Origin of the sequence: Nonomuraea sp. NPDC049750 (genome assembly GCF_040659625.1) — a bacterium.
Classification (GTDB): domain Bacteria; phylum Actinomycetota; class Actinomycetes; order Streptosporangiales; family Streptosporangiaceae; genus Nonomuraea.
Genome location: NZ_JBFANB010000004.1, coordinates 244,715 through 268,649, shown reverse-complemented (window position 1 = coordinate 268,649; position 23,935 = coordinate 244,715). Strand labels below are relative to the sequence as shown.

The window sequence follows — 23,935 nt, the reverse complement described above, 5'->3', positions numbered from 1 at the left end:
CGTTCACTTCTGCGTCTCCTCTTCGATCTCGGCCTCCAGCGCCGCCTCCGCCTGGTGCAGCTGCTCTTCGAGCTCGCTGTCCGACAGCGGCGCGTCGTGGTGGGCGCCCAGGTAGGCGTCGATGACGCGGGAGTCGGACATGATCGTGTCCGGTGGCCCCTCGGCGATGATGGCGCCCTGGGCCATGACGATCACCCAGTCGCTGATGTCGCGGACCATGTCCATGTCGTGTTCGACGAACAGCACGGTCATGCCCTGATCGCGCAGGTCCTTGACGTGACCGAGCAGTGACTGGGTAAGCGCCGGGTTGACGCCCGCCATCGGCTCGTCGAGCATGACCAGCTCGGGCTTGACCATGAGCGCGCGGGCCATCTCCAGCAGCTTGCGCTGGCCGCCGGACAGCGACCCGGCGAAGTCCTCACGCTTGGCGTCGAGCTTGAACCTGGCCAGCAGATCCTCGGCCTGCTCGGTGATCGCCTCCTCCTGGGCCCGCCAGGAGCCGGGCACCAGCGCCCTCCAGAAGTTCTCGCCGCGCTGCTGCTGGGCGCCGAGCCGCATGTTCTCCATCACCGTCAGCCTGGACAGGGCCTTGGTGAGCTGGAAGGTACGGACCATGCCGGCGCGGGCCACCCGATGGGCGGGCACTCCGCTCATGTTGTTGCCGTTGAACGTCCACTTGCCGGCGTCGGCGGTGTCGAAGCCGGTGAGCTGGTTGAAGAACGTCGTCTTGCCGGCGCCGTTGGGGCCGATCAGGGCGGTGATGGAGCCGCGCTGGATCTCGACGTGGTCCACCTCGACGGCGGTCAGACCGCCGAAGCGGCGTACGACGCCGTCGACCACGAGGATCGGGTCGGGCTTGGGCACGCCGGGATCGCGAGCCAGGTCCTTGAAAGCGGCCAGAGCCGCGGCCTTGCGCTCGGAGATCGTGGTGGCGGCGGTTGTTTCAGCGGACGACGGGTTAGCGGACATCGAAAGCTATCTCCCTCTTGTCACCGAAGATGCCCTGTGGCCGGAAGATGAGCAACAGGATCAACCCGAGACCAACCAGGATGTAGCGCACCGGGCCGACCTGGATCGAGGTCATGAACGGGATGTACCCCGCCTGAACCGCTTCACTGAGCACACCGTTGACCAGGACCAGCAGCACCCAGAAGATCATGGATCCGACGACGGGGCCGAGCACGCGGGCCGCGCCACCGAGGATCACGATCGTGTAGGCGAAGAAGGTGGTCTCGGTGCCGAAGACGTCGGGCTGCACCGAGGCGTACGCCAGGCCGTACACGAAGCCGCCCAGGCTGCCGATGACGCCGCCGAGGATGAGCGACTGCATCTTGTAGGAGAAGACGTTCTTGCCGAGGCTGCGTACGGCGTCCTCGTCCTCGCGGATGGCCTTGAGCACACGGCCCCACGGGCTGCGCATGAGCAGGTAGACGATGCCGCAGGAGAGGGCGACCAGCACCCAGCCGACGAGCATGATCCACAGGATCCGGTGGTTGAAGGTGAACCAGCCGATGCCGTACTCGCCCTCGGGAAAGGGGTTGAGCGCGTAGAAGCCGTCGGAGAAGCCGCGCTGCCCGTCGGAGCCGCCGAACACGCTCTTGAACGCCACCGAACGGAAGATGAGCCTGACGATCTCGGCCGCCGCGATGGTGACGATGGCCAGGTAGTCGGCCCGCAGGCGCAGTGTCGGCGCGCCCAGGAGCAACGCCAGGAGCACCGCGGCGATGAGGCCGACCGCGATGCCGATCCAGAAGGGCAGGCCCAGGACGGTGACCGTGACGGCCAGGCCGTAGCCGGCGACGCCCATGAACGCCGCCTGCCCGAAGTTGAGCAGGCCCGTGTAGCCGAAATGGATGTTGATGCCGATCGCGGCTAGCGCGTAGAGCACCGTCTCGACGCCGATGGCGGACTTGACGGTGGTGCTGATGATCGTGATCCAGTCCATGTGACTCCCCCCGTCAGCCGATCCGCTCTCGGCGGCCCAGGATGCCCTGTGGCCGGAAGAGGAGCACGATGATGAGTACGGCCAGCGCGCCGACGCTCTTGAGCTCCGGCGGCACCCACAGCGTGGAGACCTGGATGAACAGGCCGACCACGAGCGAGCCCACCAGGGCGCCGAACGCGGTGCCGAGCCCGCCGAGCGTCACACCGGCGAAGATGAGCAGCAGGATGTCTTGGCCCATGGTGTATTTCAGGTTTTGCGACAGGCCGAGCATGATGCCGGCCAGCGCGGCGATGGCGCCGCCCGTGGTCCAGATGATGCGGATGACCCGGTCGACGTTGATGCCCGACGAGGCGGCCAGCGCCGGGTTGTCGGCGACCGCGCGGGCCGCCTTGCCGGTGCGGGTGCGCAGCAGCGCCATGCCGACGATGATGAGGACCACCAGCTCGATGCCCATGGCGACGAAGTTCTTCGGAGCCGCGGAGATCGGGCCGATCTCGATGCCCGGCTGGGCGGTGTATTGGGCGAACGACTCGTTCTGCCCGCCGAACAGGATCAGGAAGACATAGCGCAGGAAGAGCGCCACACCGATCGAGATGATCATCATGGCGATGGTGCCGGTGCCACGCCTGCGCAGCTGCCCCCAGAAGAAGCGGTCCTGAAGGTAACCGAGCGCGCCTCCCGCGATCACCGCGATCACGGCCGCGGGGATCAGATGCAGGCCGAAGCCCACGTTGAACATGTAGGCGAGCAGCGCGCCCATCGTGACGAGCTCACCGTGGGCGAAGTTGGTCAGGCCCGTGGTGCCGTAGATCAGCGAGAGGCCGAGCGCGGCCAGCGCGATGATCAGGCCGAGGTTCAGGCCCTCGAAGGTGAGCTGTGCCGCCTGGTCCAAGAAGGGGCTGGTCTCGGCCCCCTCGTCCGGGGCCGGTTGACCCGCCGCGCCCTTCGGCTGCAAGGCGAACAAGACGGTGGACATGTTGCCGGAAAAGACGGTCGGGGTGCGGACGGCGTTGCCGCCCCGGATCGCCGCGTTGGCAGGGAGCGTCTTGACATCCAGCGTGACCTTGTACTTGCCCGGTTTGTCGACCGGGACTTCCCACGCGCCCTGGGCGTTGCTTGTGACCTCCTTGACGGGTTGTCCGCCTTCGGTGGTCACGACGATTTTCACGCCGTTCACTGGTTGGCCTTGGAGTTTGAGTGTTCCCTTCAAACCCTGATCGGGGGCCGCCGCCTGGGCGGGGACCGCGAGCAGGAAGATGAGTCCACCCAGGAAGGCCGTGAACGCGATCACGGCTCTGCGCAATGGTGCTCCCTCAAATAGGTCAAGGCGGGGTTGTGCCCCTCCATCTCGACACGTGGGCATCGCAGGCACAACAAAACTGGATGCTGTGGCGGGAGCTTATTCTGGTCGCGCCCGGTTCAGTATCGTTCGTCACCAATTAGTGACACGTGCGTGTCGCTCGCGTGAGGAACCAAGACGCCAGGTCAGGGGCTAAATGCCGCTAGACGCCTGGCGCTTCAGGGGCGCTAATGCATAACCATCGCTGCAGAACGTGAACGAGCCCGCGGAAGAGGACCTTTGGGACCATGTAGGGCTTCCCCGGCCTCACACGTTATCTACTCGGCCTCCCCGCGGGCTCCGCTTGGACAACCGTAGCGACCCACGGGGCTCGTGTGCAAAGAGAGCCGGAAAGTCGCGTGGCGTTCAGTCGTGACGTCAGCGATCGCGCAGCATGCAGGTCAGCCGGGAGGTGCACACGCGCCGCCCCTGCTCGTCGGTGATCTCGATCTCGTACGTGGCCAGCGAGCGGCCGCCGTGCAGCCGGGTCGCCACGCCGGTGACGAAGCCGGAGGTGGCCGAGCGGTGGTGGGTGGCGTTGATCTCGATGCCGACGGCGATGCGGTCCGCGCCGGCGTGGATGGCCGCGCCGGTCGAGCCCAGCGTCTCGGCGAGCACGACGGACGCGCCGCCGTGCAGCAGGCCGTACGGCTGGGTGTTGCCCGCGACCGGCATCCGGCCCACGACCCGCTCCGCGCTGGCCTCGACGAACTCGATGCCCATCCGGTCGGGGAGCGTGCCTTCGTGGACGGCGTTCAACGTCTGGAAATCCACCGGGTCGATCCGCGTCAAGGGGAGTCCTCCAGTCTTCCGAGCTCAGGTTTTCTGTCGGAGATGGAGACTAGGCTGCTTGTGTGCCGAAGAGTGAAGTGACCCCCAGCCGCCCGTGCCTGTTGCTGCTCGACGGGCATTCCCTGGCCTATCGCGCGTTCTACGCGCTCAAGGACGCCAACCTCATGACCACCGACGGTCAGCACACCGAGGCGGTCTACGGGTTCACCTCGATGCTGACCAACATCCTGCGCGACGAGCAGCCGTCGCACGTGGCCGTCGCGTTCGACCGGTCGGAGCCGACGTTCCGGCACGAGGAGTACGCCGACTACAAGGCCAACAGGAGCGAGACCCCCGAAGACTTCCGGGGTCAGATGCAGCTCATCTACGAGCTCCTCGACACGCTGCGCGTCCCGCACTTGTCCAAGGCCGGGTTCGAGGCCGACGACCTCATCGCCACGCTCGCCACCCGGGCCAGCGCCGAGGGCATGAACGTGCTGATCGTCACCGGCGATCGCGACGCGCTCCAGCTGGTCGACGAGCACGTCACGGTCCTGATGACGCGCCGTGGCATCAGCGACATGACCAGGTTCACGCCCGCGGCCGTCGAGGAGAAATACGGCCTGACCCCCGTCCAATATCCCGACTTCGCGGCGCTGCGCGGCGACCCCAGCGACAACCTGCTCAGCATCCCCAGCGTCGGCGAGAAGACCGCCGCCAAATGGGTTCGCGAGTTCGGCTCGCTGACCGCGCTGGTCGACCGGGTCGACGAGGTCAAGGGCAAGGTCGGCGACAAGCTGCGCGAGCACGTCGCCCAGGTGCTGATGAACCGCCGGCTCACCGAGCTGCTGCGCGACGTCCCGATGGAGGTCGACCTGGGCGAGCTCAAGCAGGGCGTCTGGGAGCGCGAAGAGGTCAACAAGCTCTTCGACACCCTGCAGATCCGCGGCGAGCTGCGCGAGCGCGTCTTCAAGGTGCTCGGCACCGGCGAGCAGGAGCCCGACCAGGGCTTCGAGGTGGAGACCATCATCCTCGGCCCCGACCGGGTCGCTGGCTGGCTGTCCGCGCTGCCCGCCGGCCGGGCCGGCCTGGCCTTCAAGGGCGCCTACGGCAGCGGCACCGGGCGCATCGACGCCCTCGCGATCGCCTCGCCCGATGGCACGGCCGCCTTCATCGACCCGGTCAAGCTCACTGAGTCCGACGAGGTCGCGCTGCGGGCCTGGCTGGCCGACGCCGACCGGCCCAAGGCCGTCCACGACGCCAAGGGCCCGATCCTGGCGCTCTGGGCGCAGGGCATGAGCCTCAAGGGCTTGACCTGCGACACGGCCCTGGCGGCCTACCTGGCGATGCCCGGCCAGCGCACCTTCGCCCTCGAAGACCTGGCCCGGCGCTACCTCAACCGCGACCTGCGCGCCGAGGAGGAGTCCAGCGGGCAGGCCGCGCTGTTCGGCGACGACGAGGACGCCCCCGCCAAGGACCTGGCGCTGCGTGCCCACGCCGTGCGCGAGCTGGCCGAGGCGCTGGAGACCTTCCTGACCGGCCGCGGCGGCACCCAGCTGCTGACCGACGTGGAGCTCCCGCTGCTGAGCGTGCTGGCGGAGATCGAGCGCGCGGGCATCGCCGTCGACAGCGAATACTTCGCCGCTCTGGAGGCCGAGTTCGGCGCCGCGGTCAAGCACGCGGTCGAGGAGGCGCACGCGGCCGTCGGCGAGCAGTTCAACCTGGGCTCGCCCAAGCAGCTGCAGGAGATCCTGTTCACCAAGCTCAACCTGCCCAAGACGAAGAAGATCAAGACCGGCTACAGCACCGACGCCGACCAGCTCGCCTGGCTCGCCACGCAGACCGAGCACGAGCTGCCGGTCATCATGCTGCGCCACCGCGACCAGACCAAGCTGCGCACCACCGTTGAGGGCCTGATCAAGGAGGTCTCCGACGACGGGCGCATCCACACCACGTTCAACCAGATCATCGCGGCCACGGGCCGCCTGTCGTCGGAGAAACCCAATCTCCAGAACATCCCGATCCGCACCTCCGAAGGCCGCCGCATCCGGCAGGGCTTCGTGGTCGGCGCGGGCTACGAGACGCTGCTCACGGCCGACTACAGCCAGATCGAGCTGCGCATCATGGCCCACCTGTCGGGCGACGAGGCGCTGATCGCCTCCTTCGAGTCGGGCCACGACTTCCACCAGGCGACCGCCGCCCGGGTGTTCGACCTGCCGCCCGAGCAGATCGACGGCGAGCTGCGGGCGCGCATCAAGGCGATGAACTACGGCCTCGCCTACGGGCTGTCCGACTTCGGGCTGTCCGGGCAGCTCAACATCCCGGTGGCCGAGGCGCGGGCGCTCAAGGAGGAATACTTCCAGGAGTTCGGCGGCGTCCGCGACTTCCTGCAGGCCATCGTCCAGCAGGCGCGCACCGACGGCTACACCGAGACCATCATGGGCCGCCGCCGTTACCTGCCCGACCTGACCAGCGACAACCGGCAGCGCCGCGAGATGGCCGAGCGCATGGCGCTCAACGCGCCCATCCAAGGCTCGGCGGCCGACATCATCAAGGTGGCCATGCTCAACGTCTCCCAGGCGATGAGGGAGGAAGGGCTGGGCTCGCGGATGCTGCTGCAGGTCCACGACGAGCTGGTGTTCGAGGTGGCCCCCGGCGAGCTCGACCGGCTCCGCGCCCTCGTGTGCGACCAGATGAACGCCGCCTACCACCTGCGGGTCCCGCTGGAGGTCTCCGTGGGCGTAGGCCGCACCTGGGAGGACGCGGGCCACTGACCGCCCGCCGACGCTCGTGACGGTCCGCGCGGCCGATCCGGCTGACCGGCCGCTGACGCTCGTGACGATGAGTGTGAGGGGCCGCGCGGCCGATCCCGGCGAACCGGCCCCCGATGCTCGTGACGACGAGCGTGGGGGCTCGCGCGGCCGATCCGGCTGACCGGGCCCCTGCGTTCGTGAGGGTGAGCGTGAGGGGCCGCGTGCCCGGTCTCGTCGTACTGGACGTTTATCCCCGTACGGTGGGGCAAGTCGATCTTTGTCCGGTGGGACCGTCCGGCGCTGAGCGGCGGCGGTCCCACACCGTGAAGCAGGGTGGTCCGGCGGGTCGCGAACGGCGGCCAATACGGGGTTCTGGACTACCCTGAGGGTAATTTCCCCCGAGTGGCACGGGAGCCTTGTGCGATCGTCAGCGTCCTTCCCCCGGTTAATCGCCCTCGCGAACGTCATGGTCGTGTCAGTGGCGGTCATCGGGCTGATGCTGCAGTCCTCCTCCGGCCGGTCCGTGCCCGGGCCGCCGGCGGTGGCCAAGATCGAGCAGTCCGCGCAGCCCACCCCCGCCGAGCCCGTGCCGACGTTCGCCGAGCCGCCCGGGGTGGTGTCCACGCCGGAGTTCGCCAAGCAGGTCAAGGCCAACGAGCTCGGGCTGGTGCCGGTGCTGATGTACCACCGGATACTCAAGAAGCGGATCGCCTCCATCGACCGCACGCCCGACCAGCTGCGCAAAGAGCTGGAGAAGCTGGCCAAGCAGGGCTACGCGCCGATCACCGCCAAGGAGTTCGCCACCGGTGACATCCGGGTGCCCGCCGGCCGCTTCCCCGTGGTGCTGACCTTCGACGACGGGCACGAGAGTCACTTCAGGCTCGACGCGAGCGGCAACCCCGCGCCGGACACCGCGGTCGGGGTGCTCCTCGACGTGGCCCGGCGCTATCCCGAGTTCCGCCCGGTCGCCACGCTGTGGATCAACCACTACCCGTTCGGGCTGCGGCAGCCCGACCAGCAGGCGGCGGCCGTGCGGTGGCTGGTCGAGCACGGGTTCGAGGTGGCCAACCACACCTGGTCCCACCCCAATCTGGCCGCCATGCGGAAGAAGAAGGTCAAGGAGCAGATCGTCCGGCTCGAACGGCTGCTGAAGAAGCTCGGCGCCGGGCCCGCCGTCACCATGGCCCTGCCGTTCGGGGCGATGCCGCACCCGAAGAAGATCGCCCGGCACGGTGAGTGGGACGGCACGTCCTACGACTTCGCCGGGGTCTTCCTGGCCGGGGCCGAGCCGTCGCTTTCGCCCTTTGCGAAAAAATTTGACCCCGTGGCCATCCAGCGCATCCAGAGCAACGGCAAAAAGGGCGAATGCCGCAAATGGTGCTCGCAGTACTGGCTGGAGTGGCTGAACAAGCACCCAGGCGAGCGCTACGTGTCCGACGGCGATCCCACGAAGATCTCCATCCCGCAGCGTCTTCAGGGTAATATCGCCCCGAAGCGGAAAGATCAGCTGATCGTTTACTGACCAGTGCGGGGCCGGTTGGATTGACCCCACGCTCAACGTCTCATATGCTGATCGCTGCGCTGTGGGCTCGCGCGCGCCTCAGACGGAGCGGGCTCGCGCTCGGTCACGTCGATGTCGTTATTTCTCGGCTTGATGCGGAAGAGGGCCTGCCGCGCGTCCGCCACATCGACATCCTGTCCGCGTTCGGAGCAATTCCACACATGACGTCCAGCACTGAGGCCACCTCGAGCACCCCGCAGGTAGCGGTCAACGACATCGGGTCCGAGGAAGCCTTCCTCGCAGCGATCGACGAGACCATCAAGTACTTCAACGACGGCGACATCGTCGAGGGCACCGTCGTCAAGGTCGATCGAGACGAGGTCCTTCTCGATATCGGCTACAAGACCGAGGGTGTCATCCCCTCGCGTGAGCTTTCGATCAAGCACGATGTCGACCCAGCGGACGTCGTGGAGGTCGGCGAACACGTCGAAGCCCTCGTTCTCCAGAAGGAGGACAAAGAGGGCCGCCTGATCCTGTCCAAGAAGCGCGCTCAGTACGAGCGCGCCTGGGGCACGATCGAAAAGATCAAGGACGAGGACGGCATCGTCACCGGCACCGTCATCGAGGTCGTCAAGGGTGGACTCATCCTCGACATCGGCCTCCGTGGCTTCCTGCCGGCGTCCCTGGTCGAGATGCGCCGTGTCCGCGACCTGCAGCCGTACGTCGGCCGCGAGCTCGAGGCGAAGATCATCGAGCTGGACAAGAACCGCAACAACGTGGTCCTGTCCCGCCGCGCCTGGCTCGAGCAGACGCAGTCCGAGGTTCGCCAGACGTTCCTCAACACCCTCCAGAAGGGGCAGGTCCGCAAGGGCGTCGTCTCCTCGATCGTCAACTTCGGTGCGTTCGTGGATCTCGGCGGCGTCGACGGCCTGGTCCACGTGTCCGAGCTGTCCTGGAAGCACATCGACCACCCCTCCGAGGTTGTCGAGGTCGGCCAGGAGGTCACGGTCGAGGTCCTCGATGTCGACATGGAGCGCGAGCGCGTCTCCCTGTCGCTCAAGGCCACTCAGGAAGACCCGTGGCAGCAGTTCGCCCGCACCCACCAGATCGGCCAGGTCGTGCCGGGTCGCGTCACCAAGCTGGTGCCGTTCGGCGCGTTCGTCCGGGTCGAGGAGGGCATCGAGGGCCTGGTCCACATCTCCGAGCTGGCCGAGCGCCACGTGGAGATCCCGGAGCAGGTCGTCCAGGTCGGCGACGAGATCTTCGTCAAGATCATCGACATCGACCTCGACCGGCGTCGCATCAGCCTCTCGCTGAAGCAGGCCAACGAGGGTGTCAGCGGCGCCGAGGTCGAGTTCGACCCGACGCTCTACGGCATGGCGGCGACCTACGACGACCAGGGCAACTACATCTATCCCGAGGGCTTCGACTCGGAGACCGGTGAGTGGCTCGAGGGCTTCGACAAGCAGCGCGAGGAGTGGGAGCGGCAGTACGCCGAGGCCCAGACCCGCTTCGAGGCGCACAAGAAGCAGATCGAAGAGGCTCGCAAGGCGGAGGCCGAGGCGGGCGAAGCCGCTCCCTCGTCCTACACCGGTGAGACCGCGGCTCCGGCCAGCAGCTCGGGCTCGTCCGCTCCGGCGGCCGGCGCCCTCGCCTCCGACGAGGCTCTCGCGGCTCTGCGCGAGAAGCTCGCGGGCGGCCAGAGCTGACCTGGTTGACTAGCTGACAGAGAAAGACCCCGCACCATCCGGTGCGGGGTTTTTCTTTTTGGTTAATGCGGAACGTCCCTTTCCGCGATGCTTCCTAGGGTTGCCACATGATCGAACCCTTCCGCATCACCATTCCGCAAGCCGACCTCGACGACCTGAAAGACCGGCTCACGCGTACCCGCTGGCCGCGGACACTGCCCGGCGGCGGCTGGAGCCGGGGCGTCCCGGTCGGCTACCTGCGTGAGCTGGCCGCGTACTGGGCCGAGGGGTTCGACTGGCGGGCGCAGGAGGCCAAGCTCAACGCCTTCCCGCAGTTCACCACGGACATCGACGGGCAGAGTGTGCATTTTATGCACGTACGCTCCCCGGAACCCGGCGCGCTGCCGCTGATCCTCACGCACAGCTGGCCGAACACCGTCGCCGAATTCCTGAACGTCATCGGCCCGCTCACCGACCCGCGCGCCCACGGCCTCGACCCGGCCACGGCCTTCCACGTGGTGGCCCCCTCGCTGCCCGGCTTCGGCTTCTCACCGTTCCCCGAGCCCGCCGACGAGCGGCCCTGGAGCATCGTACGAGTGGCGCGGACCTGGGCCGAGCTGATGGGACGGCTCGGGTACGAGCGGTACGGCGCGCACGGCAACGACGCCGGGGCCCTGGTCACCCCGCAACTGGCGGCCATCGACAGCGATCACGTGATCGGCTCGCACATCACCGCCGGGCTCGGCATCCCCACCGGCGACCCGGCAGAGCTCGCCGACGCCACCGAGGCGGAGCTGGCCGAGCTCGCGGACCTGACCCAGCGCTTCGCCGGAGGCAGCGGCTACGGCCCCTACCTCGCCAAGCGGCCGCAGACGCTGAGCTTCGGCTTCACCGACTCGCCGGTGGCGCAGCTGGCCTACCTGGTGGAGCGGTTCAAGGAGTTCGACGGCTGGCCCGATGAGGAGGCCGCCGAGCCCATCGACCGTGACCTGGTGCTCACGAACGCGAGCCTCTACTGGCTGACCGCGACGGGCGGCTCGTCGTCGTGGACGTACTACGAGGGTGCGGCGGGCATGCCGATCAACCAGACCGTGGTGCCGAGCGGGGTGTCGCACGGCGGCTCTCCGCTGCTGCGGCGCATCGCCGAGCGCGGGAATCGGGTGGTCCACTGGGCGGGCGAGCACGGCGACAGTCACATGGTGGCGATGAACTCGCCCGAGCCGCTGGTACGGAGCATCCGCACGTTCTTCGGAACCCTGGAAGGGCGAGTGGGAGGGACGCCGGAAGGAGCTCTGGAAGGGGCGCGGTAGGAGCTGGCTTTCTCAAGGGGCGTGGGTGGGGCTTCTGGTTGGGGCACGAGAAGGAGGTCCGGGCGGGTGCGGCAAGGGCGTGGGGTGAGGCTGCGGTGCGGAGTGAGGCGCAGTAGGGTGCTCGCGTGGAAATCGAGCGTGCGCTGCCGGAGGACGCCGGTGAGATCCTCACCCTGCAGCGGGCCGCGTACGTGAGCGAGGCCCAGCTGTACGGCGACCCCTTCCTGCCGCCGCTCCTGGAGTCCGTGGAGCAGGTCCGCAAGGTCATCGAGACCGGCCTCGTGCTCAAGGCCACCGACGCCGGCCGGATCGTGGGAGCCGTACGCGGCCAGCTGGCCGGCACCACCTGCCTGGTCGGCCGCCTGGTGGTGGCCCCGGACCGGCAGCGTCAGGGCCTGGGCCGGGCGCTGATGCGGACGCTGCACCAGCGGATGCCGGAGGCGACGGCCTTCGACCTGTTCACCGGCCACCTGTCCGACGGCAACCTGCGCCTCTACCGCAGCCTGGGCTACCGCGAGACCCACAGGGAGCGCATGGACGACCATCTCACCTTGGTCCACATGCGCCGCTGATCCACGATCGCGGATAGGCTTTCCGCGTGCTGAAAATCGGCCTCACCGGCGGCATCGGATCGGGCAAGAGCGAGGTCTCCAAGCGCCTCGCGGCGCGGGGCGCCGTCGTGATCGACGCCGACAAGATCGCCCGCGAGGTGGTGGAGCCCGGCACTCCGGGCCTGGCTCGCGTGGTGGCCGTGTTCGGCGACGAGGTGCTCCACCCTGACGGCTCACTCAACCGGGAGAAGCTGGGCGCCATCGTCTTCGCCGACCCCGACAAGCTGGCGACGCTCAACGGCATCGTGCATCCGCTGGTGGGGGAGCGGGTCGCCGATCTGCAGAGCCGGACGGCCGACGACGCGATCATGGTCTACGACGTGCCGCTGCTCGCGGAGAACCGGCTGGCGCCGATGTACGACGTGGTGATCGTCGTGGACGCCGCCGACGAGGTGCGCATCGCCCGCCTGGCCGAGCACCGGGGCATGCCGGAGCACGACGCCAAGGCCCGCATCGCGGCGCAGGCGACCCGCCAGGACCGGCTGGCGATCGCCGACATCGTGATCGACAACGAGGGCGACCTGGACGACCTGGAGACCAGGGTCGCCCAGGTCTGGGACGACCTGCTGACCCGAGCCGGGCGCGGCTGACCGGCTGACGGCCTTCGCCCGGACACCCGCCGGCCAGGTTTCCGGCGGGTCGGGAGGAAAACTCAGAACGGGGAGTCGAGCGGCACCTGGCGGACCCCGGGCAGATACGGGTCCAGCTCACCCAGCTCGAACCGCGACATCCCGATGACGTGCCAGAACTGCCCGGAAACCTCCCCCTGAATCTTGTACCTGCCGTCCGGGGACAGCGCCGCCCACCCCTCCGGCAGGCCCAGCAGGGTGGCCCGTCGTTCCGTCCCCGCCCAGAGGATCACCACCCCGTCGTCCCCGGCACTGGCCAGCAGGTCCGCCGAGGGGCTGAACGCCACCGACCACACCCGCCGCGAGTGCCCCGCCAGCGTGTGCAGCGGCCGCCCCGTCGCGGTGTCCCAGACCCGCACCATGAGGTCGTCGCCGCCGGTCGCCAGCCGCTCGCCCGTGGCGTCGAACGCGACGCTCCACAGCCGCCCCGCGTGCCGGTCGAGCGTGTGCCGCAGGCGTGGCTGCCAGGGCTGGCCGGGCCGCAGCTCCCAGAGCATGGCGAGCCCGTCGTTGCCGGCGCTGGCCAGGTGCTTGCCCGAGGGCGAGAACACGACCGAGTAGACCCGGTCGGTATGGCCTTCCAAGGTAGCGATCCGGCCGCCGGACTCGACGTGCCAGATGCGTACGAGCCGGTCGTCGCAGCCCGTGGCCACGTAACGGCCGTCGGGGCTGAAGGCGATCGAGCGGACGCGGCCCCGGTGGTCGGCCAGGTTGCTCACCAGGCGGCTGGTCGGCCGATACCAGATGCGTACGCTGTCGTCGTCGTTGGCCGTGGCCAGCAGCGTGCCGTCGGGGCTGAACGCCTCGGCCCACACGTGGTCGGTCTCGGCGTTGAGCTCGCGCTCGTAGTCGCCGGTGACGGCGTTCCAGAAATGTACGCCGCCGTCGTTGCTGGAGGTGGCCAGGACCGGCCCGGCAGGTGAGAACAGGGCCGAGATGAGCCGGTCGGCGGTGCCGGCGACCTCGCGCAGTCGGCGGCCCGTGCGCGGCTCCCAGACGCGGACGACGCCGTCGTTGCCGCTGGTGGCCAGCATCGAGCCGTCGGCGCTGAACCTGACCGAGGAGATCCGCCTGCCGTGGCCGCGCAGCACCCGCTGGCACTGGCCGCTGACCGGATCCCAGAGGCGTACCGTCCCGTCGTTGCTGCTGGTGGCCAGCTGCTCGCCGTCGGGCCGGAACACGAACGGCCAGACCGAGCTGCGATGCCCGGTCAGCTCGACCCGCCGGCCGCCGCCCACCTCCTGCAGCCGGACGACGCCGTTGGAGTCGCCGCTGGCCAGCGTGCGGCCGTCGGGGGAGAAGAGCACCTGGTAGACGGACCCGGCGTGGCTGGTGTGGACGCCGTGGGCCTGGCCGGCCGGGTCCCACAGTCGTACGGCCCCGGCCGTGTCGCCGCTGGCCAGCAGGGAGCCGTCGGGGGTGAAGGTCAGGCAGTAGACGCTGCCGGAATGGCCCTTCAGCTCGTGCCGCAGGGCCCAGGAGGCCGCGTCCCACAGGCGTACCGTCCCCGCCTCGTCGCCGGTGGCCAGCAGCGACCGGTCCGGGCTGTGGACCGCACGGTAGACCGAGCCGCGGTGGCCGTCGAGCGTGCCCGTCACCTGCCCGGACGCCAGGTCCCAGAGGCGTACCACGCCCGCCGAGTCGCCGCTGACCAGCACCGAGTCGCCGAACGACACCGTGTAGACGGGTGCCTGGTGGCCCGCGAGCTCGTGGACGAGCCGGCCGGTGGCGGTGTCCCAGACACGGATGACGCCGTCGCCGCCGCCCGCCGCGACCAGCTCGCCCGACGGGCTGAGGCGTACCGGCCAGACCCCGTCGGCGTGGCCGCGCAGCTCGCGCAGGTGCGCGCCGGTGAGGGCGTCCCAGAGCACGACCAGGCCGTCGCTCGCGCCGGTGGCCAGCAGAGTCCCGGCGAACGAGACCGCGTACACGCGGCCCGCGTGCCCCTGCAGCGTCCGCACGGGCGCGCCGGCCACGCACAGCAGCACGCCGCCGTCCTCGTGGCCGACCGCGAGCGTGGACCCGTCGGGGGTGTACGCGATGGGCTCCGGGAGCCGGCTGGTCTGGAAGTGATAGCCGTACGGCACGCCGATCGCGGCGGGCGCGAGCTGGATCTCCACCGGCTGGCCCGGCACCACGGAGGCGCCCGGCAGGTCCGGCAGCGTGCCCGTCACGTTGATCAGCGTGGCCCGGTGCCACCGGGCGCCCTCGGCGGAGACGTCGCTCAGGTCCGTGTGGGCCAGCCGCGCGCCCGACAGGTCGGCCCCGGTCAGGTCGGCGCCCGCGAGCTTGGCGCCGTCGAGCCGGGCCCCGGCCAGTTTGGCGTCGCGCAGGACGGCTCGGGACAGGTTCGTGCCGACGAGCGTGGCGTCGGTCAGGTCGGCCCCGGTCAGGTCGACCTCCTGCAGGTCCCTGGCCGACAGGTCCTCGCCCTTGAGGTTCGCGCCCCGCAGGTCGGCCCTGGCGGGGGTACGCAGCCGCGCCGAGATCTTGACCGCGTTCGCCCGGGACACGTCGTCGGCGGGCGGGTCGGCCACCCACGCCCGCAACGCCCGTACGTCGGCCAGGTCGCACAGGAACTCGACGGTCAGCGCCGACAGCGGCCGGCGCGACAGCCCCACCGGCGCCTCGATCGTGGCGGCGATGTGCCGGGCGATCAGCCACTCCATGACCGAGGAGTGGATGAATCCGAACATGCCCTCCTCGGTGCGTACCAGCAGGCTCCCTGAGCCCACCGCGTGGGCGGCGTGCTCGGCGGACAGCTGGCCGCCGGCCAGGCCGGTCAGCGTCTCGGCGTACTCGGTCAGCTCGTCGACGCCCAGCAGCGACTCGCCCGAGTCCCAGAGCCGCAGCGCGAGCCCCGTCACGACCTGCCACAGCTCCTCGGTGGTCAGGGGGGTCGGCGACCCCGGCACCCTGGCCCGCCGCTCCTCGAAGGCCAGCCACGAGCCGAGGATCTCCTCATACAGCAGCGCCGGGCTGATCGTGTGGCGGGCGCCGGCCACCGTACGGAGGCGGTCGGCGTCGAGATCGGCGATGAAGCTCAGCATCCGAGGGTTCTGGGCCAGGTCGAGCAGGTCCGTGATGCTCTCCATCAGCGACATGCGCGCCGCCGCCGCGTCGCCGTCGACGAAGCGGTTGGCCAGGTAGGCGCGGATCTGGTCGTGCGTGAAGTCCTCGACGCTGAGCACCCGCCGCTGCGGCAGCACGCCGACCATCTCGCCGAGCGAGGTGAGCACCTGGGAGTGCGACTTGAAGTGCTGGGTACGGCTGGCGACCACGATCTTCGCCTTGTCCTCGGCCGCGGCGAGTAACGTCGACAGGTGATCGGCCGCCCGGTCATAGGTGAGCCGGGTGACCAGCTCGTCGAACCCGTCGAACAGCAGCACGATCCGCCCCTGCCGCAGCAGGTAACGGAACGCCTTGAGGTCGATGAACTCCTCCCCGTGGCCGGCCAGGTGGGCGGCGACCAGCGCGTCCACGGAGTGCGCCTTGTCCAGCGCCCGCAGCTCGATCAGGATCGGCGTCAGGTGCGGCAGCTCGGCGGGGATGCGCCTGGCCAGCTCGCGCAGCGCGAACGTCTTGCCGTGGCCGAAATCGCCCAGCAGCAGCAGGAACCGGCCGTGGTCGGCGGCCAGCAGCCGCATCAGCTCGTCGGTCAGGCCCTCTCTGACCTGGTGTCCGGGGCGGTCGAGCTCGCGGTAGCGCTGGGGGACGTACAGGCTGGGCGGGTAGCGGCGGTCGTTGGTGAGCCGGGCCGTCTGCTCGGCGACATAACCCGACAGGTCCAGCAGGCCCTGGAATTCGGTGAAGCTGCGCAGCCGCACCCCTCTGCGCATGAGCTCGTCGCGCAGCGACCTGGCCGGGGGCGGCCCCTGGTAGACGAGCTCGGCGGCGAGGTCGGCGGCGTGCGCCCGCCGGACGAAATCATCGGCTTCGGCAGCGGTCAGCTCGCCCACGTGCGCGCCGATCATCGTCTGCCGGACGAACCCGTCCTCGGGATGCGTGACGACCAGGTGGGTGGTGAACCGGCGGATCCTGGCCCGCTCGTGCCGGGCCTCGCAGACCTCGGTGATCCGATCGAGCAGCAGGTCCACCGGGCCCGGCTCGCGCTCGACCGGCGCGGGTTCGGGGGCGCGGGCGGCAGGGGCCTCTCCGGTGAAGGTGGCCTGGGCGGCCCGCCAGCTGTGGGAGACGCGCTCGGGTCGGTCGGCGCCGGGCAGCCAGGTGCGCAGGCCGCCGGCGGTGATCTCGACGACCTGGTGATGGCCGGAGCGCGGCGCGGCGACGGCGGCCTCACCGGCCTCTCCCGCGCCCTGGAAGAGCAGGTTGAGCCGCCGGGCGAGGATCCGGTCGTAGGTCGGCGCGTCCCGCAGGGCCGACGGCGGGTGCCCGATCGCGCCGAGCCGCAGCCAGGCGCTCTCCTCGTAGGGGCGCAGCCGCTCGGCGAACCAGGCGGCCTGCCCCTCGCCGAGCAGGGGATAGGCGTCGCGTTCGAGGTGGCTCATGGCCATCGTCGAGTTGAGCCCGGCGACGACCACCTTCAGGTCGGGCACCTCGAACAGCGTCCACGGCTGCCCGCCGTCGAACACCCGATCGTCCAGCCCTTGGTACACCTCGCCGAACAGGCCCGCGAAATGCCGCCACTTCGGCCAGTAGGGCGGCTGCGGGGAGACGTCGTCGGCCTCGCAGGTGAGGAAGTAGGCGCTGGCCGCGGCCTTGGTGACGTCACGCGGGCCCGGCACGATCACCAGCCGGTGCGGCTCCAGGCCGACCAGCAGCCGCAGGTCGGTGATGAAGCGGGTCGCCTGCCCGAACTGCCCCAGGCTGCCCGACTCGGTCAGGTCGCCAGTGACCACCATGAGATCGGGGCGCGGCATGCCCCTGTCGTACATCTCGGTGAGATCCGCCCAGATCCGCGCCTGCATGTCCTCGGGCGTGAACGGCTCGCCCGGATCGGGCAGCGCCCGGCCGAACCGGGGGCCGCCGATGTGCAGCACGGTCAGCGACTCGCGGCCGTGGTCGGCGGTGGCCGACGGCGGGAACTTCGGCGCCGACACCGGGGTACGCCGGGCCCGCGAGCGCTCGCCAGGCGGCGGCAGGGTCGGCGCGGGCAGCGGCAGGCCCGCGCCCGTCGGGAAGGCGGGCGCCGCCTCCGGCTTGGCCCGGCCCGACATGGCCTCCCTGACCCGGCCCAGCAGCAGCGCCCTGGCCTGGCCGGAATCGGTGACGCCGAGCAGGTCCACCCAGGTGATCGTGGACAGCAGCCCTTCGAGGCGTACGTCCTCGAGCCGGATCGTGATCAGCTTGTTGGACGGGTTGTCGGGGTCGGCGCGGAGCGCGGCCTGCCACTCCATGCGGCCGTAGCGCGAGGTCAGGTAGTTGCGCGAGAGCACGGCCACCACCACCTGCGCCTCGCTGACGCCGCGGTCCATGAAGTCGATGAAGTTCGTGCCGGGCACGAAGTCCCACGCCTGGATCATGGTCCGGTAGCCAGCCGCCTCCAACTCCCAGGCGATCCAGGTCGCCCAAGCCGTGTCGGCGGGGGAGTAGCTGACGAAGATCTCTGTCGGCTTGCCGTCACGTGCCATTCCCTCAGTATCCCCTGTGGGGGCGTGCTTTCAGGCGAGGGAGCGCCGTCGTCTGGAGGAGGAGCGCCGGGAGCGTAGCGACCAGAGCGACGGGGGAAGACGGCGGCATTGGGCGACCGAGCCCGCCTCACGGAGTGAGGCCATAAACAGGGTTGTGCGATCATCGACAGGTGCGTCTTGGTGTGCTCGACTGGATCAGGATTGGGCTGCTCGGGCTCGGCCTCGTCTTCGTGGCGACCGGGCTGCTGCCGTGGCGCGAAGCCGTGGACAGCCTGGATGAGATCGGGCCGTTGCTCGTCTTCCTGGTGGGCATCATCGTGCTGGCGGAGCTGACCAAGGAGGCCCAGGTCTTCGACGCCATCGCGGCGCGGATGGCGGTCTTGGGGCGGGGCAACTACGTCGCGCTCTTCTTCCTGTGCACAGCCTTCGCCTCATTTATTACGATATTTCTGAATCTCGATACGACCGCGGTGCTGCTCACCCCGGTCATGCTGGCGCTGGCCCCCAGGGCGCGCATCGCCGCCCTGCCCCTGGCGATGACCACGATCTGGCTGGCCAATACCGCCAGCCTGCTGCTCCCGGTCTCCAACCTGACGAACCTGCTCGGCATCAACAAGATCGCGCTCGACACCCAGCAGTTCGCCGGGCGGATGTGGGTGCCGCAGATCGTCTCGATCGCCGTGACGATGGCCTTCCTGTGGGTCTTCTTCTGGCGCCGGGGCCAGCGTCGCGATCTGCGCTACACGCCGCCGCTGCTGGAGCCGGTCGCTGACCGCGTGCTGTTCGCCGCCGCGGCCGTGGGCTGCTTACTGTTCATCGGCGCGCTGCTGGTCAAGGTCCAGGTCGGCGTGGCCGCCTCGGTGGCGGCGCTGGTCATCGTGGTGGCCTTCTTGGTACGCGACCGCGCCCGGCTGACCTGGAGCCTGATCCCCTGGCAGCTGCTCATCTTCGTGACGGGCCTGTTCCTGGTGGTGCCCACCCTCAGCCGCTACGGCCTGGCCGACCTGATGCGCTGGATGATCGGCGCCGAGGGTGACCCCTACCGGACTGCGGCGGTGGGTGCCGGGCTGTCCAACCTGATCAACAACCTGCCCGCCTTCCAGGCCATCGCCGAGGTCATCCCGTCGAGCGACCAGGACCGGTTGCTGGCCCTGCTGGTCGGCACCAACGTGGGGCCGGTCGTCACGCCGTGGGCGTCACTGGCGACGCTGCTCTGGTTCGAGTCGTGCCGCCGTCACGACGTGTCCGTACCGATGCGCCGCTTCCTGGCCACCGGCACAGGGCTGGCGATCGTCGGCCTGCTCGCCAGCGTGTGGGCCCTTGTCACGTTCGGCTGACCGCTCCACTCCCGCGGAGCACATCGAGGAGGCCGGGCATGGCGCTCGGGTGGGTGGCGACGAAGCTGCGGTCGTCGGGCGTGCCGTCGATCCCCTCCTCGAACGGCCCGCCGTCGAGCGCCCGGATCTCGATGCCCGCCTCCCGCGCGAGCAGCGCGCCCGCGGGCAGATCCACCGCCTCGGCCCGGTAGCCGACGATGCCGTCGATGTCGCCCCTGGCCAGCATCGCCCAGGCCAGCAGCGGGGCCCACAGCTGCAGCATCCGACGGGCGCTCAGCTCCAGGGCGTACTTGATGGCCCGTACGGTCGCGTCGCCCCTGGACACCGAGTAGCCCTGGGTCCACGCCAGCAGCGGGCCGTGCGGCGAGGGGTTGTGCGGCGGGGCCAGCCGCATCCCGGAGGACGTGATCGCGCCGCGGTCGCGGATCGCCGACCAGGTCTGAGCCGAGACCGGGTCGTGCACCACGCCCAGCATGGGGCGTCCCGAGCGGCACAGGGCCAGGCCGACGACGTAGGCGGGCAGGCCGATCACCACGTTGTTGGTGCCGTCGAGCGGGTCGATCAGCCACGTCCACTCACCGTCGGCGGCGCCGAGCAGGCCCGACTCCTCGGCGATGACGGAGTGCGCAGGGAAGGCGGTGAGGATGTGCTCGACCAGCAGTTTCTCCGAGGCCAGGTCGAGCTCGGTGACGACGTCGCCCGAACCGCCCTTCGGCCGGGCGCCGAGCACGCCGCGGGTGCCGGACACGAGTAGTTCGCCCGCGGCCTCGGCGGCGGTGACGGCGACCGCGCGAGCGTGATCCAGATCCATTCGGGGCCCCTCAACTCAGGTGGGCGGCTATCAGGCTGACGGCGAGTGCCGTCTCCTCGTCGTCGAGCGGTTGCCTGGACACATGGTGGTCGCCGGTGCCGAGCGGGCCCAGCGACAGGTCGCGGCTGCCCGGCCGGCCGCGGCCGAGCGCGATCGTGGCCGCCTCGCCGCCCGCCGGCACGACGCTGCTGTGGAACCGGCCGGCCGCCAGCGTGTAGGTGTCGCCGGGGCCGAACTCCTCCACCAGCCCTGTCTCCTGACGTACGGTCCGGCGGGTGGGCGTGATGCGGTCGCCGTCGGCGCCGCTGACCACCTCGAACACCCGGTGGGTCGGGTCGCGCACCGCGTCGGTGACCACCGCGTGCACGTTGCGCACCTGCCCATAGAGCACATGGCTGAGCAGGTCCCAGCTGTGGCAGTGGATGCCCGACGTGGTGCTCCGCGCGTGCGTGAACCTGGCCGACCACAGATGGAGACATACCCCCTCGCCGCCGTCACGCTCCAGCGGCAGGCAGACGAAACCGAGCGGGTGGCGTACGGCCCTGATGCCGGTGCCCGACAGTGCCGCCAGCGCCCACGGCCGCGCCTGTCCTTGGGCGAGCTGCTGGTAGGCACCGTGACTGCTCATATCACGACTGCTCATATCACGACTGCTCATATCGCGACGGCTCATGCGTCGTACGGATTCCTGGCGCGCAGCGCCTTGCGGGCGATGTCGACGACGTCGCGGTCGTCGTAGGACCTGGGCAGCGGGATCGAGATCCGGGTGAACAGCTCCTGCACCTCCTCGACCGTGGGCTCGTCGCTCAGCGGCACCTTCTTGTACATCTCCAGCGGCACCAGCCGGGCCTGCTCGAAGCTGAGCCGCAGTTCGGTGTCGCAGTTCTCGTAGTAGAAGGTGTCGGCCAGCGCGGTCATCGCCCGGTTGGGGTCCTCGACCGTCATGATCAGGCGGGTGGCCGACAGGTCCCAGCGGAAGGTCGTCATCGTGGAGGACAGGCCGATGCCGATGTCGAGCAGCCCGTAGCGCTGGCGGTGCCAGAAGGCGGCCAGGATCGTGGCGTACGACTCCTTCCTGACCCGGTCGGCCGTCCAGGTCTCGCCGGTGCCGTCGGGCGCGTCGGACAGGGAGCGGCGGTAGTGGGCGTAGGTCTCGCACACCTCGACGTTGGCCGGGTCGATGATCTCGACCCTGACCGTGAGGTGGCGCTTGACCTTCCTGGCCGCCGCCACGCACTCGGGCAGCGTGACCGCGCGCAGGTAGGTGCCGGTGCCGCCCTTGAAGCTCCACCGCGTGGTGTCCTTGCGGGCGTCGGCGTGCGCCTGCGCGATCTCCTGCCTGCTGCCGAGCACCCTGACCAGCTGGAGCGAGTCGAGAGCCCGCCGCGTGCCGGTGACCAGGTCCTCGATCGCCTCGAGCCGGGCCAGCCGCACGGGCAGCTGGGCGAGCGCGCCGGAGGTGACGGTCTCCTCCAACGGCGCCTGACGCACCCGGTCGCGCAGCAGCGCGGTGGCCACCAGTGCCAGGATCACCAGGGTCGCGGCGCTGACCAGCTGATCCTGGACCTTGTCGCCTTCCTTGCCGAAGATGCCGTCCGGCATGATCCCGAGCACGCCGACTACAATGGCCAGACCGAGTGCGATCGCGCCGTCGGCGTTCTGCGCCGCCCATGGGGCGATCCGCTTCAGCGCCGCCGTGAACCGTGCCATCGCATTGCCCCGCATCCGACGATCAGTCAGTTCCCGAAATCATGGTAACGACCCCGCCAAGTGCGCGGAAAGAGCAGGCCTCCTCCCTGAGTATGACCTGACATATCCCCCTTAAAGGTAGGGCGTGGAGATCGCGAGATCTTTACGCTTACTGGACGGGGGGTGGGGATGAAGGGGTTAATACCGAGCTTGCGCTCGGGTTCTTTGGCGATGGCGCTGGTCGTCTACACGGTGTGTCCCGTGCCGCCGGCCATCGCCGCCACGGTGTCCGACGAGCTGGTCCTGGGGGAACGGTTCGTGCAGGTCGTCGCCCATCCGGACGACGATCTGCTGTTCATGAGCCCCGACCTCTACGGCGGGGTGCTGGGGGAGCGGCCGAGCGTGACCGTCTACCTCACCGCGGGCGAGGGCACCGCGGGGCTGGACGACCATCATGACCCGTACATGTACGCACGCGACCGCGTCGAGGGCCTGCGCGCCGCGTACGCCCACCTGGCGGGGGTGCGCGACGAATGGCGCAGCACGGTGATCACCGCCGGGGGGCTGCCCGTCAAGGTGGACTCCCTGGTCGAGCGGCCGAAGGTGATCCTGATCTATGCCGGGCTGCCGGACGGCGGCGACCCGCGGGCCGACGGCGGCCGTGACGCGCTGACCCGGCTGTGGGCCGGGCGTGGCTGCGTACGCGTCTTCGACCCCGCCGAGCGGCGGTGCGTGAGCCGGGAGAACGTGGTGGCGATGCTGCGTGCCGTCTACGCCAGATATCAGGCGAACGTCATCCGCACCCTGGACCCCGACCCGCCGCCGCGCTGCCGCCTGTGCGACCACCCCGACCACGTGGCCTCGGCCCGCTTCGCCGCCGCCGCTGCCGCGGATCGGCGGGTGCGCCTGGTGGCCTACCGTGGCTACCCGATGACGACCTGGGCGCCCAACGTGCCGCAGCGGTGGCGGGAGCTCAAGCGGGAGATCTTCGGCGTCTACCGGCGCCACGACTACCGGGCCAGGTCCGGCTGGCACTACCGGGCCTGGTACGACCGGATGTACAAGGTCACGACCCACAGCCATCGCCACTGATGTCCAGGCTCCAGGACGCCGACGCCGGGCGGCGTGAGCTGTCGCTCCACGCCGCCCGGCGTCCGGAGGTGGCTGTCGGCCGCTACGTGGCCTAGAGCCAGCCGCGCCGGCGCGCCATCTGCTCCAGAGCGTGCCGGAGCGCCTGGTCGGCCCCGCTCGGGTCGTCGTAGCGGACCGTGAACCGGTTGTAGGCGTCGTGGCTGGAGGTCAGGAAGCCGCCGCGCTTGTCGGCCTCCAGGATGACGTCCATCTGCCGCGGCCCGGCGATGAACGTCAGCTCCAGCTCGTTGAAGTGCCGCCGCCACTCCCCGCCCGCGTAGTACTCGATCTCCTGGAAGAACGGCATCGTCGAGCCGCGCAGCGTGCCGCGTTCGAGGTCGGCCTTCTTGAAGCCGAAACCCAGGCGGTCGAGCGCGGCGATGACGTGCTCCTGCGCGGGCAGCGGGTTGACGAACAGCGGGTCGAGGTCGCCCTTGTCCATCGCGCCGGCCAGCGCCAGCTCCGTCTGCACGCCCAGCCGCATGCCGTGCAGCGGATGACCGCCGATGGCGCTGATCGGCGTCTCCCAGGGGATGACGATCTCGAACGGCTGGCTGTGCTGCGCGCCGGCGCTGAGCTGGAAGGTCCCGGCGACCTGCTGGCGAAGGAAGCCGTAGGTGGTCTTGTACTCCTCGTCGCCACGCTCCACCTCGACCACCGCGGTCAGGTCGAGGTAGATGCCCTCGACCTTGTAGTCGGCGCCGCCGCCGCGGAAGTTCACCACTCCGCGTAACGTCTCACCGGGCCGTACACCGCTGCCGGCCAGGACCGTGTCTACTTCGACGCCCGCGCCGAACGCGGCCATCAGTTTGCGGAACACCATGGGGTT

Annotated in this window: 17 protein-coding genes; 8 read left to right on the top strand and 9 right to left on the bottom strand. The window is 69.8% G+C overall.

Features of this window, described 5'->3' with window-relative positions; genetic code table 11:
- Window positions 1–3: 3 nt before the first annotated feature.
- The 4 genes from AB0J16_RS13110 to AB0J16_RS13095 form a co-directional block, all read right to left on the bottom strand.
- Window positions 4–969: an ABC transporter ATP-binding protein gene (locus tag AB0J16_RS13110; protein WP_358538078.1), complete on the bottom strand. Its 966-nt coding sequence runs from the start codon at window positions 967–969 to the stop codon at window positions 4–6.
- A complete protein-coding gene (locus tag AB0J16_RS13105; protein ID WP_358538076.1) occupies window positions 959–1,945 on the bottom strand; it encodes a branched-chain amino acid ABC transporter permease in 987 nt (328 codons plus the stop codon). The genes AB0J16_RS13110 and AB0J16_RS13105 overlap by 11 nt, the downstream gene beginning before the upstream one ends.
- 13 nt (window positions 1,946–1,958) lie before the next feature.
- The gene (locus AB0J16_RS13100; protein WP_358538074.1) at window positions 1,959–3,248 is read right to left on the bottom strand and encodes a branched-chain amino acid ABC transporter permease; all 1,290 of its coding nucleotides are present in this window, start codon (window positions 3,246–3,248) and stop codon (window positions 1,959–1,961) included.
- A gap of 414 nt (window positions 3,249–3,662) precedes the next feature.
- On the bottom strand, window positions 3,663–4,007 hold the full coding sequence (locus tag AB0J16_RS13095; protein WP_225291836.1) for a hotdog fold thioesterase: 345 nt from the start codon (window positions 4,005–4,007) through the stop codon (window positions 3,663–3,665).
- A gap of 131 nt (window positions 4,008–4,138) precedes the next feature.
- On the opposite strand from AB0J16_RS13095, the gene polA reads away from it, so the two are divergent.
- The 6 genes from polA to coaE all read left to right on the top strand — a co-directional run bounded on the left by polA (window position 4,139) and on the right by coaE (window position 12,508).
- Entirely contained in the window at window positions 4,139–6,829 is a 2,691-nt protein-coding gene (gene polA, locus AB0J16_RS13090; protein WP_358538072.1) for a DNA polymerase I, read from the top strand.
- A gap of 445 nt (window positions 6,830–7,274) precedes the next feature.
- Window positions 7,275–8,330: a polysaccharide deacetylase family protein gene (locus AB0J16_RS13085; RefSeq protein WP_358538070.1), complete on the top strand. Its 1,056-nt coding sequence runs from the start codon at window positions 7,275–7,277 to the stop codon at window positions 8,328–8,330.
- 200 nt (window positions 8,331–8,530) lie between these two features.
- Window positions 8,531–10,018, top strand: a complete 1,488-nt coding sequence (gene rpsA, locus AB0J16_RS13080; protein ID WP_225291707.1) for a 30S ribosomal protein S1 — start codon at window positions 8,531–8,533, stop codon at window positions 10,016–10,018.
- A 107-nt stretch (window positions 10,019–10,125) separates the two neighbouring features.
- On the top strand, window positions 10,126–11,307 hold the full coding sequence (locus tag AB0J16_RS13075; protein WP_358538067.1) for an epoxide hydrolase family protein: 1,182 nt from the start codon (window positions 10,126–10,128) through the stop codon (window positions 11,305–11,307).
- 125 nt (window positions 11,308–11,432) lie between these two features.
- Window positions 11,433–11,879 (top strand): GNAT family N-acetyltransferase, encoded by a 447-nt coding sequence (locus tag AB0J16_RS13070; RefSeq protein WP_358538065.1) that lies wholly within the window; start codon window positions 11,433–11,435, stop codon window positions 11,877–11,879.
- Between the two features lie 26 nt (window positions 11,880–11,905).
- Window positions 11,906–12,508, top strand: a complete 603-nt coding sequence (gene coaE / locus AB0J16_RS13065) for a dephospho-CoA kinase (protein ID WP_358538063.1) — start codon at window positions 11,906–11,908, stop codon at window positions 12,506–12,508.
- 62 nt (window positions 12,509–12,570) lie between these two features.
- Here coaE and AB0J16_RS13060 read toward each other — a convergent pair whose 3' ends face one another.
- On the bottom strand, window positions 12,571–18,138 hold the full coding sequence (locus AB0J16_RS13060; RefSeq protein ID WP_358538061.1) for a TIR domain-containing protein: 5,568 nt from the start codon (window positions 18,136–18,138) through the stop codon (window positions 12,571–12,573).
- 170 nt (window positions 18,139–18,308) lie between these two features.
- Here AB0J16_RS13060 and AB0J16_RS13055 point away from each other — a divergent pair, with 170 nt between their 5' ends.
- Entirely contained in the window at window positions 18,309–19,475 is a 1,167-nt protein-coding gene (locus AB0J16_RS13055) for an SLC13 family permease (RefSeq protein WP_358538059.1), read from the top strand.
- On the opposite strand, the gene AB0J16_RS13050 is transcribed toward AB0J16_RS13055, so the two are convergent.
- From AB0J16_RS13050 to AB0J16_RS13040, 3 genes are read right to left on the bottom strand one after another with little or no spacing between them, the layout of a single operon-like run.
- Window positions 19,462–20,286, bottom strand: a complete 825-nt coding sequence (locus tag AB0J16_RS13050) for an inositol monophosphatase family protein (RefSeq protein WP_358538056.1) — start codon at window positions 20,284–20,286, stop codon at window positions 19,462–19,464. The two genes, AB0J16_RS13055 and AB0J16_RS13050, sit on opposite strands and share 14 nt — an antisense overlap.
- A 10-nt stretch (window positions 20,287–20,296) precedes the next feature.
- Window positions 20,297–20,914: a hypothetical protein gene (locus AB0J16_RS13045; RefSeq protein ID WP_358538053.1), complete on the bottom strand. Its 618-nt coding sequence runs from the start codon at window positions 20,912–20,914 to the stop codon at window positions 20,297–20,299.
- A 41-nt stretch (window positions 20,915–20,955) separates the two neighbouring features.
- A complete protein-coding gene (locus tag AB0J16_RS13040; protein ID WP_358538051.1) occupies window positions 20,956–21,996 on the bottom strand; it encodes a hypothetical protein in 1,041 nt (346 codons plus the stop codon).
- Between the two features lie 210 nt (window positions 21,997–22,206).
- On the opposite strand from AB0J16_RS13040, the gene AB0J16_RS13035 reads away from it, so the two are divergent.
- Window positions 22,207–23,067, top strand: coding sequence for a PIG-L family deacetylase (locus tag AB0J16_RS13035; RefSeq protein ID WP_358538049.1), 861 nt, complete (start codon window positions 22,207–22,209; stop codon window positions 23,065–23,067).
- 91 nt (window positions 23,068–23,158) lie between these two features.
- Here the strand turns inward: AB0J16_RS13035 and AB0J16_RS13030 are convergent, their stop codons facing one another.
- Window positions 23,159–23,929 carry a sporulation protein gene (locus tag AB0J16_RS13030; RefSeq protein WP_358538047.1) on the bottom strand — a complete coding sequence of 257 codons (771 nt, stop codon included), beginning with the start codon at window positions 23,927–23,929 and terminating at the stop codon, window positions 23,159–23,161.
- Window positions 23,930–23,935 lie beyond the last annotated feature (6 nt).

Coding starts and splice junctions, on each gene's coding strand:
- AB0J16_RS13110 (WP_358538078.1), bottom strand. CDS start 969: ATGTCCGCTAACCCGTCGTCCGCTGAAACAACCGCCGCCACCACGATC.
- AB0J16_RS13105 (WP_358538076.1), bottom strand. CDS start 1,945: ATGGACTGGATCACGATCATCAGCACCACCGTCAAGTCCGCCATCGGC.
- AB0J16_RS13095 (WP_225291836.1), bottom strand. CDS start 4,007: ATGGGCATCGAGTTCGTCGAGGCCAGCGCGGAGCGGGTCGTGGGCCGG.
- AB0J16_RS13085 (WP_358538070.1), top strand. CDS start 7,275: ATGGTCGTGTCAGTGGCGGTCATCGGGCTGATGCTGCAGTCCTCCTCC.
- rpsA (WP_225291707.1), top strand. CDS start 8,531: ATGACGTCCAGCACTGAGGCCACCTCGAGCACCCCGCAGGTAGCGGTC.
- AB0J16_RS13075 (WP_358538067.1), top strand. CDS start 10,126: ATGATCGAACCCTTCCGCATCACCATTCCGCAAGCCGACCTCGACGAC.
- AB0J16_RS13060 (WP_358538061.1), bottom strand. CDS start 18,138: ATGGCACGTGACGGCAAGCCGACAGAGATCTTCGTCAGCTACTCCCCC.
- AB0J16_RS13050 (WP_358538056.1), bottom strand. CDS start 20,286: ATGGATCTGGATCACGCTCGCGCGGTCGCCGTCACCGCCGCCGAGGCC.
- AB0J16_RS13045 (WP_358538053.1), bottom strand. CDS start 20,914: ATGAGCAGTCACGGTGCCTACCAGCAGCTCGCCCAAGGACAGGCGCGG.
- AB0J16_RS13040 (WP_358538051.1), bottom strand. CDS start 21,996: ATGGCACGGTTCACGGCGGCGCTGAAGCGGATCGCCCCATGGGCGGCG.
- AB0J16_RS13035 (WP_358538049.1), top strand. CDS start 22,207: ATGGCGCTGGTCGTCTACACGGTGTGTCCCGTGCCGCCGGCCATCGCC.
- AB0J16_RS13030 (WP_358538047.1), bottom strand. CDS start 23,929: ATGGTGTTCCGCAAACTGATGGCCGCGTTCGGCGCGGGCGTCGAAGTA.